Here is a 12,588-nt window from a genome sequence, read left to right as displayed (position 1 = left end):
TCTAAATTTTAACTGCTTAAGTCGAAGGTAAATACGGGATACGCTCCAAAAAACTAATGATAAATTTATCAACATTTAATTTAATATTATGCAGAAAATCACCTGTCATGCGATTGGCTAAGACCACACTCACTGACAGACAGCGGTGTCCCAGTAAACTTCCCAAACCTAATATTGCAGCAGTTTCCATTTCAAGGTTGGTTATATTTAAACCCGCAAAATTAAACTTACTCAATCGATTTAAAAAATTTCGATAGCGTAAGGGAAGACGCACCCCCCTACCCTGTGGGCCATAAAAGCCACCACAAGTTGCCGTAATACCTACCGTACCAAGACTCTTAAAATTATCCACCAATTGCTGATTTCCCTCAGCAACAAAAAAAGGACCCGTTTCTGTGCCTAAATGATTGCGTAGCGCTGCTTCTAAGTCTTCCAGATCCGAAGATAATTCATAATCGTAATAACTAAGAAAACTGTCAAACCCAATTCCATAACGACTGATCATTACATCACCAGGCTTACAATCCGGTTTGATGCCTCCTGTTGTTCCAAGACGAATGATAGTTAATGACCGTGTTTTGTCTCGTATCGTTCGTGTGGACAAGTCGATATTGGCTAGAGCGTCAATTTCAGTCATGACAATATCAATATTAGGCATACCTATTCCAGTTGAAATCACACTTAATCTACGTGAACCAATATAGCCGGTATGCGTTATAAATTCTCTATGTGAGCATTGAAACTCTAATCTGTCGAAATATTGACTAACTTGCTGGACCCGTCCCGGATCACCTACCGTAATAATAAGATCAGCAATTTCTTCTTCTAGCAAATCCAGATGGTAAACGGCTCCGCGCTTGTTGAACGGTAATTCCGCTGGCTTTATCATTCTTAATTCCCTATTAAAAGCTATAATTGTCTCATGTTAAAATTGAATTTGCACAGAGATAAATTGACTGTAAAGAACCATTTTTATATAGTTCTGCGCACTAACGCAAGCGATAGGCTATGAAGCCACAACTTAGGAGACGCGATGACTCAAAGAGGTGCACAACTTAATATAGAGGGCCATGATCCCATTGAGCTTCCGATATATAGCCCAACACTTGGTAATGATGTAATTGATATCAATAAGCTGGCTGCACAAGGGTATTTTACTTTTGATCCAGGCTTTGTAGCGACAGCTTCCTGTGAATCAAAAATTACATATATTGATGGAGAACAAGGAATATTACTGTACAGAGGTTACCCAATTGAACAATTAGCAGAAAAAAAAGACTTTCTTGATGTCAGCTATTTACTACTCAATGGCGAACTTCCTGATGAAAAAGAAAAGAAGGATTTTGTTGGTCTGATTAACAACCATACGATGGTGCATCAACAGATGTATAACTTTTTAAACGGCTTTCGTCGAGATGCCCACCCCATGGCAATCATGGTAGGAATTGTAGGTGCTTTATCTGCGTTTTATCATGATTCTATTGACTTAACGAATCATAAAGATCGCTATATTTCAGCGATTCGCTTGATTGCAAAAATGCCTACCCTTGCTGCCATGAGTTATAAATATTCTATTGGGCAACCCTATATGTATCCACAGAATAAAATGTCTTATGCAGAAAACTTCTTACATATGATGTTTGGTGTGCCTACTGAAGATGTCTTACCGAACCCGGTCATCGTCAAGGCAATGGATACAATTTTTACACTCCATGCTGATCATGAACAAAACGCTTCAACATCTACCGTAAGGCTTGCAGGGTCGACGGGAGCTAATCCTTATGCCTGTATTTCTGCAGGAATCGGTGCATTATGGGGGCCTGCCCATGGGGGTGCGAACGAAGCTTGTTTAAATATGTTAAAGGAAATTGGCGATGTTAAGCACATTAACCACTACATTAAGCGAGCCAAAGATAAGGATGATCCCTTCCGTTTAATGGGTTTTGGACACCGCGTTTATAAAAGCTATGACCCACGCGCAAAAGTGATGCGTAAAACTTGTTATGAAGTACTAAATGCGGTGGGTGCACATGATGCTCCTTTATTTAAGCTGGCTTTGGAACTGGAGCGTATTGCCCTGGAAGATGACTACTTCATTGAGAAAAAATTATACCCTAATGTTGACTTCTATTCCGGAATTACACTAAGTGCCATTGGTATTCCTACCAACATGTATACCGTCATTTTTGCGCTTGCAAGAACGGTCGGATGGATGTCTCATTGGATGGAAATGGTCGAAAATAAGTCAAAAATTGGCAGACCTCGCCAACTTTACACCGGTGAACCTGAGCGCGATGTTAAATAACAGTTAGTTACTAAGGTATTGAATGATTTAAATGTGCACAAAAATTTGCCCGCGGGATCCAGTGTTTAGTGCAGTACTTCTAGATCCCGCGGACAAGCCGCGGACGTCCGAATTGAGAGGGACAAAATGCAAAGGATTTCTTTTTTCGATAGCCATTTCCATATCATTGATCCACGATTCCCTCTAATCCCAAACAACAATTATCTGCCTCCACCTTTTACTATTGTTGATTATTATAAACGGCTTGCGCATTTTAACGTATTAGGAGGCATTGTTGTTTCTGGCTCGTTCCAGGGATTTGATCAACATTACTTATTAACAAGTTTACAAGAATTAGGTCCTAATTTTGCAGGAATAACTCAATTACCTTCTTCTGTTTCAGACGATGAAATTTTAAATTTAAAGAGCGCTGGTGTTCGTGGACTTCGTTTTAATCTTAAACGCGGCGGTTCGGAAAATGTCACCTTCCTGCAGTCTTTTGCCACAAGGGTTTATGAACTTGCTAATTGGCATGTGGAATTATATATAGACTCAGGCGATTTAGCAGAGCTTTCTTCTGTTTTGCTCAAGCTACCCGCCGTCAGTATTGATCATCTTGGTTTATCCCGGGAGGGCTTACCTACCCTTTTGGCGTTAGCTGAGCGAGGAGTTAAAGTTAAGGCAACAGGATTTGGGCGAGTTGATTTCAATGTGTCCCAAATACTAAAAGACATTAGTCTTGCCAATCCTGATGCTTTAATGTTTGGGACCGATTTACCATCAACTCGTGCTCTCCGGCCATTTATGGACCAAGATATACAACTTATTCTTGATGTCTTTGAACCTATGCAAGCTGAAAAAATATTTTATCTGAATGCATTAGCATTTTACCGAATAGAACATGGCCAAGCTTAAGAGACGGTTTAATTCTATTTTGTCTTCACCATTCTTAAAGCCCTGTTCCAACCAGCATAATCACTTTCAGTATTTTTGCTTTTTTCGCTAAAAAACTCTCTCTGACATTGCCAATTCTTTTGTAAATCATCTAATGAATTAACTACCCCACACCCAATAGCAGCAAGCATCGCTGCCCCCTGGGCAGTTGTTTCTATATTTACAGGTTGCTGTACTGTTACTTGACACTGGGAGGCCAAATATTGCAAGAACCACTGATTTGCGGCCATACCACCGTCAACGCGTAATAACGTCACATTGAGATTGCTGTCTTGTCTCATGCAATCAAGAACATCTCGCGTTTGATAACAAACAGCCTCTAACGAGGCTCGCGCAAAATGAGCCCGATTAGTCGTTCGACTTAGCCCAACAATGGCAGCACCCGGTGTAGAAATCCAGTGGGGGGCACCAAGACCTGTAAATGAAGGGACCAAATAGACGCCTTCGTTACTTTCCAGACTCATTGCAAGTGTTTCAGTTTCAGCTGCGGTATTAATCAATTTCATCTCATCACGTAGCCATTTGACGGTGGTACCTGCATGGTAGAGACTACCTTCCAAACCGTAAGCCGTTTTTCCTTTTATACGATAAGCAATCGTTGTTAATAATTTATGGGATGATTTTACGGGTTTCTCACCCGTGTTCATTAGCAAGAACCCACCCGTGCCAAAGGTAGCCTTGGTCATACCATCATAAAAACAGCGCTGCCCAATCAAGGCTGATTGCTGATCACCAGCTATCCCTGTGATGGGAATGCTGATACCTAAATGAGCTTTGTCAATTTCACCAAAGTGGGCATCACTTGCACATACTTCAGGCAAGATAGAAATAGGTATCTTAAATAATGCAAGCAGTTCGTCATCCCATTGTTGCTCAATAATATTAAATAACAAGGTACGTGAAGCATTGCTTACATCTGTTAAATGCGCTTGGCCATTCGTTAGGCGCCAAAGCAGAAACGTATCCATTGTCCCAAAAGCAAGTTGATTTTTGGCAGCTAAAGCTCGTGCCTCAGGAATCGACTCTAAAAGCCAGTGTAGTTTACTTGCCGAAAAATAGGGATCAGGCAACAAGCCTGTTTTTTCTTGCAATAAAGTGGCATATTTAGATAGCGATTGACAGAATGCTTCCGTTCGTCGGTCTTGCCATACGATGGCTGGAGCCAAACATTGGCCCGTTGTTTTATCCCAAATTACTGTCGTTTCTCGCTGGTTGGTGATACCGCAAGCAAGGATTTTTTCACATTTAACTTGAGCGACAACATCTTGCATTGCTTTAAGGGTTTTAGACCAAATTTCCTCAGGATCATGTTCTACCCAACCCGAATTAGGATAAAATTGGGTAAGTATGTACTGACTGGTTGCTATAGGTTTACCTAAGGTGTCATATACTATTGCCCTGGTGCTACTCGTACCTTGATCAATCGCAAGAAGATAGCTCATGCTTTATTTCCCTATAATTTGGATTTATCAAATAGTGTAATAACTATATCATTTGAAAATACTAGAATTATTAGTAAATTTATAATTAATTTTCAGCTTTTAAAACTATTATCGCGATATTATGGAAGATGCAGCAACTTGAAACACAGAGGGATTAAATTCATGCTATCGTTGAGATAAACATTTTAGAGTAATTAATTGGGATTGTTTAGTCAAACGACCCTACTTTACTTTGGAAGTGAAGCCTTGATCACGTTATTGCTTCATTAAGGCTACTCCTCCTAAGTTAACACCTATGCGTCTAGACAATTCGTGGGATACGGGGGCAATAGCATACTGGCTTTTTATAAGGACAAGTCTATGGAGAAAGTTTTTGACGTTGTAGTAATAGGGGGCGGAATTAATGGTTGTGGGACGGCTGCAGATGCTGCGCTGCGCGGCTTATCCGTTGTTCTGTTGGAGCAGGGCGATCTTGCCTCAAAAACGTCCTCCAGTAGCAGCAAACTCATCCATGGTGGCTTACGTTATCTTGAGTATTATGATTTTAGACTTGTAAAAAAAGCATTGGACGAGCGTCAACGCTTATTAACATTGGCACCCCATCTTGTTCGGCCTCAATTATTCGTTTTGCCTTATCAGCAAAATATGCGACCTACATGGCTATTACGAACGGGATTGTTTCTTTATGATAATTTAAGCCGAAGTAATCAATTACCAAAAAGCAAATTTATTCGGCGAAAACAAGGTCCTTATTTTTCTCCGCTGAAGATACAATATGATAAAGGTTTTTTATTTTATGATTGTACAACCGATGACTCCAGGTTGACCATTGCCAATGCCTTGCTTGCAAAGGAATATGGTGCCAGTATTTATAATTACATGAAAGTTGTACACACGAGGGTAGAAAATCGTATTTGGATTTTAACTGTTCAAACAGAACAAGGAGAGGAAAAAATTTTTAGAGCAAAAACTGTGATTAATGCCACGGGCCCGTGGGTTGAATCATGCAACGCTCTACTTGGAATTCCTAATCAATTCAAACTATCGTTAGTAAAGGGCAGCCATCTTGTAGTTCACAAACTCTATGAAGGAAACCACGCCTATCTGTTGCAGCATGAAGACAAACGCATTGTATTTATTGTTCCCTATCACGGTTATACCATGATTGGAACTACTGATGTTGAATTTAAGGGATCGCTGGATGAAGTCAGTATATCAAACGCCGAAGTTGATTATTTATGTGCTTTAGTCAACCACTACCTGCGTACGTCAGTTCAACGAGAAGATATTATCAATACTTGGAGTGGTGTTAGACCCTTACTAGCCGCCTCAGGAGAACTTAAAGCCCTAAGTCGTGATTATGCTTATTCTTACACGGATTCGCCTGCCCCGGCAGTAACAATTTATGGCGGTAAAATTACCACATATCGTCAGTTATCTTTAGAAGCAGTTAATAAATTAAAAGCTGTCTTCCCCTATTTAGAAACGTCCCAAACAGAACATATCACGCTTCCTGGCGCGAAGTTAGATAATATGTCTTACAAAGAGTATGTTTTTTACGCCAGAGAGAAATACTTTTGGCTAGCGGATGATATTAAAGAACGATATCTTGCCGACTATGGCACACGAACTGAGAAATTGTTAGCAGACTGCAAAAATATGACCGACCTTGGTTATTATTTTGGCAATGGACTTTATCAAATTGAGGTGGATTATTTATGTGGCGAGGAATGGGCTCAACATTGTGAAGATATCTTATGGCGACGAACGAAGCTTGGCTTAAATTTCTCCCCGCAAAGCCTGCATACCCTCGCTGAATATTTACTTCATAAAAAACAATGAACCATGTTCCAGGTGCAAATGGATTACTTTTCTTCCTGGTTTATTTGGGCGCGAATTTCACTCACATCAACATTGATAGCTTGCTCTATCAAATCTTTCAATACTGATTCAGGCATGCTCCCAGCTTCTGAGTAAATTGCAATACCTTCCTTAAAAACCATAAGATGAGGAATTGAGCGTATCTGAAACACCTCTGCAAGTTCAGGTTCATCTTCAATATTCAATTTGGCAAACTGAACTGTTGGATATTGTTCAGCAACCACTTGATAAACTCTTGCGAACTCCTTACAAGGCGCGCACCATTCAGCCCAAAAATCAATAAATACGAGGGGATTTTTTTCAATAAAATTTTCAAATTCTTTCGTTTTCAATTCATGAAGTGGCATGAGATTTCTCCTTATTAATGCAGGCTAAAATTTTGTGAAAGATAGTATCTACTGAACCTATCCCTTCAACGCGATGAAATTCAGGCGCCTCTAGATGCCCTGTTTTAGCCCATTCCTGATAATAGTTAATCAATGGCTCTGTTTGTTGATGATAAACTGCCAGACGTTGTTTAATTGTTGCTTCTTTGTCATCATCCCGCTGAACTAATGGTTCACCAGTAATATCGTCCACAAACTCTTTTTTAGGAGGATGGGATTTAACATGGTAAACTCGTCCTGACGGCAGATGCACAAGGCGTCCACTTATACGATTAATAATTTCCTCATCCGGTACAGCGATTTCAATGACGTGATCAAGCTTGATGTGGGCTTTTTTTAAAGCATCCGCTTGTGGGATGGTGCGAGGAAAACCATCAAATAAAAAACCATTTTTACAATCAGGTTGCTGCAGGCGCTCTTTTACAAGCTCAATAATAATCTCATCTGAAACCAGTTCACCCGCATCCATTACTTTTTTTGCACTTTTACCCAATTCAGTGCCCGCGGCAATTGCCGAGCGAAGCATATCTCCTGTCGAGATTTGAGGAATATTAAAATGATTAACCAATTTTATCGCCTGAGTTCCTTTGCCTGCACCTGGACCACCCAATAGCATTAAACGCATTAATTAACTCCTACTTAAAATAACCTTCATCCTACCTCTTCAAGGATTGAAAGTCATTAGTAAATCGATAACACCAAGGTAACACCATCTAATTTAAACACAAAATTTACTTTATCTTGTCTACCTGCATGCTTTATGTACGAAATCTATATAGTCTTGCATCAAAGTAAGTACTAGATTCCGCGCATAAAGCGCGGAACGTCAGCATTTGCTCAATACTAAGATCTTCATTTTTACCTACCTGCCATGCTTTATGCACGCCATCCATATGATCTTGTGTCAAGCAAACACAGGAGCCACGCACCTGGTCCTCTACAATCCAAACCATGACCGGCGTGGTAATGACCCACGGCAATGGTTTAGTTGAGCCTGAAAAAGCTCTGATCTTCCTTTCACTTTACGAGCAACCTGGATCAACCATGGTTTTCTTAAATAAGTTTTTCGTTGATACCCACCTATTCCTTCATGATAGGCAAGATACAAGCGATAAGCATCATTACGCGGAATACCAGCAATACGATTTGCTTGATTTGCATACCAACCAACAAAATCAACCGCATCCGAAAAAACATCGCGTGACGCCCAAAAACCGCCTCCTCCTGCAGAACGTTTATACAAAGCCCAGGTAGAGCGAAGCGCTTGTGTGTAGCCGTAAGCAGTCGAAGGCCTTTTCCACGGTATAATCCACAATAATTTGGTGCGGGGTGGTTTTGCTGTTCCATTAAATTTTGACTCTTGATGAATAATTGCCATTTGCACTGAAACAGGAACCTTCCAGCGACGCTCCACATCAACTGCATCGCGATACCATTTGGGATATTGATGAAAAATATTACAGATATGGTTTACATCACGAGGTGGGTGAGTAGCACAAGAAACAAGCAATATGGAACAAAGAATTAACCCAAACTGTTTTAGAGTCATTTTTTTTATTATTTTGATTTATAGGCTGCATATTAGTAGCAAAAATACCGGTGAATTTAAACATTTTTTAAAAGATTCTGTAATCATTCACAAATGATTCAAGCTATGCTAGTTTGTTGCGAAACATTTAGCCTTTATCGATAAAATGAGCATTCTTGTATTTGATATTGAAACAATTCCCGATATTGAGACTGGCCGGAAATTATATGACTTACAAAATCTATCCGATGAAGACACTGTTTTAGCGCTTAGCGCTTTGCGCCGTATCAAAACAGGCAATGATTTTCTTCCGCTTTATTTACAAAAAATTGTGGCGATTTCGCTAGTACTTAGCCAGGGTTCACAGCTGAAAGTTTGGTCGTTGGGTGATGAACAATTAGCTGATGAAAAAGATTTAATTCAACGATTCTTTTCAGGTATAGAAAAATATACCCCCACACTAGTTAGTTGGAATGGCTGCGGTTTCGACTTACCCGTACTCCATTACCGCTCCCTTTTACATGGAATTTCGGCACCCACTTATTGGGAAAATGGCGAAAATCATCAACAATTTCGCTGGAATAATTATCTTAATCGTTTTCATTATCGTCATCTTGATTTAATGGATGTTCTTGCTGCTTATCAAAACAAGGCTTTCGCCCCGTTGGATGAAATAGCATCGATGCTTGGATTTCCCGGAAAAATGGGAATGAGTGGCGCCAAAGTATGGGAAGAATATTCGCACGGTAATTTAAAAAAAATTCGCGATTATTGTGAAACAGATGTTTTAAATACCTACTGTGTTTATTTACGTTTTGAATTAATGCGCGGCGCATTAAATCAAGAAGAGTATGGCAAGCAGCTAGAAAATTTGCGTACCTATTTGTTAAACCAACCCGAGAAAAATCATTTACAAGAGTTTTTACAGCGAATGATTTAGTCCTTTATCTCAAAATTTTCTCCCTTTTTCCGTTGTAAATAATGAGAAAAATTACTCATTAGCACATAAAAAACAGGTGTAAATAACAAGCCAAAAAAAGTCACGCCTATCATTCCACTAAATACCGCAACCCCCAATGCCCGACGCATTTCAGCGCCTGCACCGGATGCTATCACTAGTGGGTAGACTCCTAAAATGAAGGCAAAGGAGGTCATTAGAATTGGTCTTAGCCTCAGTCGAGCCGCCTGAATAGCTGCTTTCCAACGATTTGCACCTCTATTTTCAAGTTGTCGAGCAAATTCAACAATTAAAATGGCATTTTTTGACGCCAGACCGATGAGCACAATGAATCCAAGTTGCGTCATTACATTATTTTCCATGCCCAAAATTCTAATACCTATCAGAGAGGAAAATAAGCACATAGGAACAATTAAAATGATAGCAATGGGCAAAATCCAGCTTTCATATTGGGCAGACAAAAGTAAAAAAACAAATACAACGCCGAGTATGAAAGCAATGATTGCTGTATTTCCCACCATTTTTTGTTGATAAGCTAATTCAGTCCACTCATACCCAATACCATCTGGTAAGACCTCAGCCGCTAGTCTTTCCATGGTAGCTAATGCCTCTCCTGTACTAATACCTGGTTTCACATCACCGATAAGATCAATGGCAGGATAAAGGTTATACCGTGGCAAACGGGAAGGTCCAACGTCGTTTTCAATAGTGGCTATTGAACCAATAGGAACCATATTGCCCTCCGTATTTCGGACTTTAAGTCGCAAAATATCATCAGGGGTATGGCGATATTCAGCATCGGCCTGAGCTATAACCCGGAATGTCCTACCTAGGTAATTAAATTCGTTGATGAAAGCAGAACCTAAAAAAACTTCTAACGCTTCAATCACTCTTGCAACAGGTACACCAAGTCGCTCCGCTTTTTCCCGACTCAACGCCAGATGAACTCGCGGTGTACTGTTTTCAAAAAAAGTGAACACTGAGGTGGTTGCCTCTGTCTGATTTGCCTTAAGCGCCAAATTAGCTACCGCTTCAGCAAGCACACTAGTACCACGCCCCCCTCTGTCTTGAATCATCATTTTAAAACCGCCAGCATTCCCAATTCCACGAACAGGTGGTGGAGGAATTACAACAACCATAGCCTCTTTAATACTAGCCATTTCTTGTCTTAATTTTCCCAACAAAGACTCATAGGTTAATCCTTGTTCACGGCGTTTCTCGAAGGAATCAAGCACTGGGAAAATAGCAGCAGCATTCGAAGAGTTAGTAAATGTCGCCCCGGCAAATCCTGTAAAACCTACAGCATTACTTATTCCAGGAATAGACAATATTTTACGTAAGGCTTTCTTGACAACTTGATCAGTTCTATCAAGAGATGCTCCGGGTGGTAATTGAACAGAGATTATAAAATAGCCCTGATCTTGCCTGGGAATAAAACCAGTAGGCACAATTCGGAACAAGAAAAATGTTGTTACAATCAATAGTGCATAAATAATCAGCATGACTGCTGTACGACGTGTTACCTTCGCCACAAGTTTGCCATAGCGACGAGAACTATTTTCAAAGCCGTTATTAAAGCCATTTAAGAAAGCATATAAAGGTCGCCCCAAAATATTTGTTGTTCTTTTTTCTTTTTTATGAGGTTTTAGCAGTATGGTTGCCAATGCAGGACTTAACGTTAAGGATACAAAAACAGAAATCACAGTTGCAACAGCAAGTGTTGTCCCGAATTGCTGGTAAAAACGTCCGGAGATTCCCTCTAAAAATAATGTGGGCAAAAATACAGCGACAAGTACAAGACCCATCGCCACCAGCGCTCCCCCTACTTCATCCATTGTCTTTCTTGCTGCAGCTTTCGGTAACATACCTGCACGTATATTACGTTCCATATTCTCAACGACAACAATAGCATCATCCACTACAATACCGATTGCCAATACCAAACCAAAAAGCGTTAGATAGTTCAGCGAAAAGCCGATAAATTGCATTACTGCAAATGTGCCAATTAATGAAACAGGAATGGCAACAATAGGAATAATTGCCGCTCGCCAGGATTGCAAAAAAATAATAATGACCAAAACAACTAATGCGATAGCTTCAAAGATAGTATGGAAAACAGCGTTGATGGATTCTGCAATAAACTCTGTAGGGTTATAGGCAATTTTATATTCAATTCCAGGTGGGAAATCTTTGGCCACTTCTTTCATTGTTGCAATAATTTCCTTCGCTGTATCCAGAGCATTCGTACCAGGTCTCTGGAATACCGGTAACGCTACAGCTGGAAAGCTACCGAGATAACCTTTTGTAAAATAATCCTGAGCACCTAATTCAACTCGGCCTACATCCTTTAAACGTACAATTCGTCCATCTTCCCCTGATTTAACGATAATATTTTCAAATTCTTGTGGGTTGACAAGTCGTCCCTGCGTTTCAATGTTGTATTGAAGGCCATACTGATTTTTTTGTGGTTGACTGTTTAAAGTACCGCTGGCAATTTGCACGTTTTGTGAACGCAGTGCATCTATTATTTCATTAGCTGTTAAATCATAGGAATTAATTAAATCTGGATTAAGCCATATACGCATCGCATATTCACTTGCCCCCACCAGACGTACATTACCAACGCCTTCAATCCGTCTTAACTTGTCTCGGATGTTTAAAACAGCATAGTTGCCTAAATAGGTTTGATCATAGCTGCCATCCGGTGAGAAAAGATTAACTACCAACATCAAGTCAGGGGCATTTTTTACTGTCGTTATACCAATACGACGCACTTCTTCAGGTAATCGGGGTTCGGCGATTGCCACACGGTTTTGCACCAATACTTGAGCCAGATCTAAATCCATACCGAGCTTGAAGGTAATTGTCAGACGCATTTGTCCATCGTCAGTGGATTGAGAATCCATGTATAACATGCCTTCTACCCCATTAACTTCCTGCTCAATAGGCGTTGCAACGGTTTCAGCCACAGTTTTGGCATTTGCTCCGGGATAAGAGGCCGTAACTTGTATCGTTGGAGGAACGACCTGAGGATATTGCTCAATGGGAAGGTTAAAGTAAGACAGACCACCAATAAGCACGATAATAATAGAAATTACCGTAGCGAATATCGGTCTTTCTATAAAAAAATGAGCTATTTTCATTCCTACATCCTG

General features: G+C 40.2%; 10 protein-coding genes. 4 read left to right on the top strand and 6 right to left on the bottom strand.

Annotation, left to right across the window (positions count from 1 at the left end):
* Nucleotides 1-16 precede the first annotated feature (16 nt).
* Nucleotides 17-889, bottom strand: coding sequence for a nucleoside phosphorylase (locus tag Ljam_RS02985; protein WP_058448648.1), 873 nt, complete (start codon nt 887-889; stop codon nt 17-19).
* 144 nt (nt 890-1,033) lie between these two features.
* On the opposite strand from Ljam_RS02985, the gene gltA reads away from it, so the two are divergent.
* Nucleotides 1,034-2,305, top strand: coding sequence for a citrate synthase (gene gltA, locus Ljam_RS02980; protein WP_058448647.1), 1,272 nt, complete (start codon nt 1,034-1,036; stop codon nt 2,303-2,305).
* Nucleotides 2,306-2,431: 126 nt separating this feature from the next.
* Nucleotides 2,432-3,199, top strand: a complete 768-nt coding sequence (locus Ljam_RS02975) for an amidohydrolase family protein (RefSeq protein WP_058448646.1) — start codon at nt 2,432-2,434, stop codon at nt 3,197-3,199.
* Between the two features lie 14 nt (nt 3,200-3,213).
* On the opposite strand, the gene glpK is transcribed toward Ljam_RS02975, so the two are convergent.
* On the bottom strand, nt 3,214-4,680 hold the full coding sequence (glpK, locus tag Ljam_RS02970; protein ID WP_058448645.1) for a glycerol kinase GlpK: 1,467 nt from the start codon (nt 4,678-4,680) through the stop codon (nt 3,214-3,216).
* A gap of 360 nt (nt 4,681-5,040) precedes the next feature.
* On the opposite strand from glpK, the gene glpD reads away from it, so the two are divergent.
* Entirely contained in the window at nt 5,041-6,522 is a 1,482-nt protein-coding gene (gene glpD, locus Ljam_RS02965) for a glycerol-3-phosphate dehydrogenase (RefSeq protein WP_058448644.1), read from the top strand.
* Nucleotides 6,523-6,545: 23 nt separating this feature from the next.
* Here the strand turns inward: glpD and Ljam_RS02960 are convergent, their stop codons facing one another.
* The 3 genes from Ljam_RS02960 to Ljam_RS02950 form a co-directional block, all read right to left on the bottom strand.
* A complete protein-coding gene (locus Ljam_RS02960) occupies nt 6,546-6,908 on the bottom strand; it encodes a thioredoxin family protein (protein WP_058448643.1) in 363 nt (120 codons plus the stop codon).
* On the bottom strand, nt 6,895-7,572 hold the full coding sequence (gene adk, locus Ljam_RS02955) for an adenylate kinase (RefSeq protein WP_058448642.1): 678 nt from the start codon (nt 7,570-7,572) through the stop codon (nt 6,895-6,897). The genes Ljam_RS02960 and adk overlap by 14 nt, the downstream gene beginning before the upstream one ends.
* 312 nt (nt 7,573-7,884) lie before the next feature.
* Entirely contained in the window at nt 7,885-8,496 is a 612-nt protein-coding gene (locus Ljam_RS02950) for a transglycosylase SLT domain-containing protein (RefSeq protein WP_058448641.1), read from the bottom strand.
* Nucleotides 8,497-8,641: 145 nt separating this feature from the next.
* Here Ljam_RS02950 and Ljam_RS02945 point away from each other — a divergent pair, with 145 nt between their 5' ends.
* On the top strand, nt 8,642-9,415 hold the full coding sequence (locus Ljam_RS02945) for a 3'-5' exonuclease (protein ID WP_058448640.1): 774 nt from the start codon (nt 8,642-8,644) through the stop codon (nt 9,413-9,415).
* Here Ljam_RS02945 and Ljam_RS02940 read toward each other — a convergent pair.
* Complete coding sequence (locus Ljam_RS02940) at nt 9,412-12,576, bottom strand: efflux RND transporter permease subunit (protein WP_058448639.1); 3,165 nt, start codon at nt 12,574-12,576, stop codon at nt 9,412-9,414. The two genes, Ljam_RS02945 and Ljam_RS02940, sit on opposite strands and share 4 nt — an antisense overlap.
* Nucleotides 12,577-12,588 lie beyond the last annotated feature (12 nt).

Origin of the sequence: Legionella jamestowniensis (genome assembly GCF_001467745.1) — a bacterium.
Lineage (GTDB): Bacteria > Pseudomonadota > Gammaproteobacteria > Legionellales > Legionellaceae > Tatlockia > Tatlockia jamestowniensis.
Note: the sequence above shows the minus strand (reverse complement) of the source record. Positions and strands in the feature narration are given on the sequence as shown.

Excerpts from the sequence above, each read along its gene's own strand:
- Ljam_RS02960 (WP_058448643.1), bottom strand. The coding sequence starts at position 6,908 with ATGCCACTTCATGAATTGAAAACGAAAGAATTTGAAAATTTTATTGAA.
- Ljam_RS02940 (WP_058448639.1), bottom strand. The coding sequence starts at position 12,576 with ATGAAAATAGCTCATTTTTTTATAGAAAGACCGATATTCGCTACGGTA.
- Ljam_RS02945 (WP_058448640.1), top strand. The coding sequence starts at position 8,642 with ATGAGCATTCTTGTATTTGATATTGAAACAATTCCCGATATTGAGACT.
- adk (WP_058448642.1), bottom strand. The coding sequence starts at position 7,572 with ATGCGTTTAATGCTATTGGGTGGTCCAGGTGCAGGCAAAGGAACTCAG.
- glpD (WP_058448644.1), top strand. The coding sequence starts at position 5,041 with ATGGAGAAAGTTTTTGACGTTGTAGTAATAGGGGGCGGAATTAATGGT.
- Ljam_RS02985 (WP_058448648.1), bottom strand. The coding sequence starts at position 889 with ATGATAAAGCCAGCGGAATTACCGTTCAACAAGCGCGGAGCCGTTTAC.
- Ljam_RS02950 (WP_058448641.1), bottom strand. The coding sequence starts at position 8,496 with ATGACTCTAAAACAGTTTGGGTTAATTCTTTGTTCCATATTGCTTGTT.
- gltA (WP_058448647.1), top strand. The coding sequence starts at position 1,034 with ATGACTCAAAGAGGTGCACAACTTAATATAGAGGGCCATGATCCCATT.
- glpK (WP_058448645.1), bottom strand. The coding sequence starts at position 4,680 with ATGAGCTATCTTCTTGCGATTGATCAAGGTACGAGTAGCACCAGGGCA.
- Ljam_RS02975 (WP_058448646.1), top strand. The coding sequence starts at position 2,432 with ATGCAAAGGATTTCTTTTTTCGATAGCCATTTCCATATCATTGATCCA.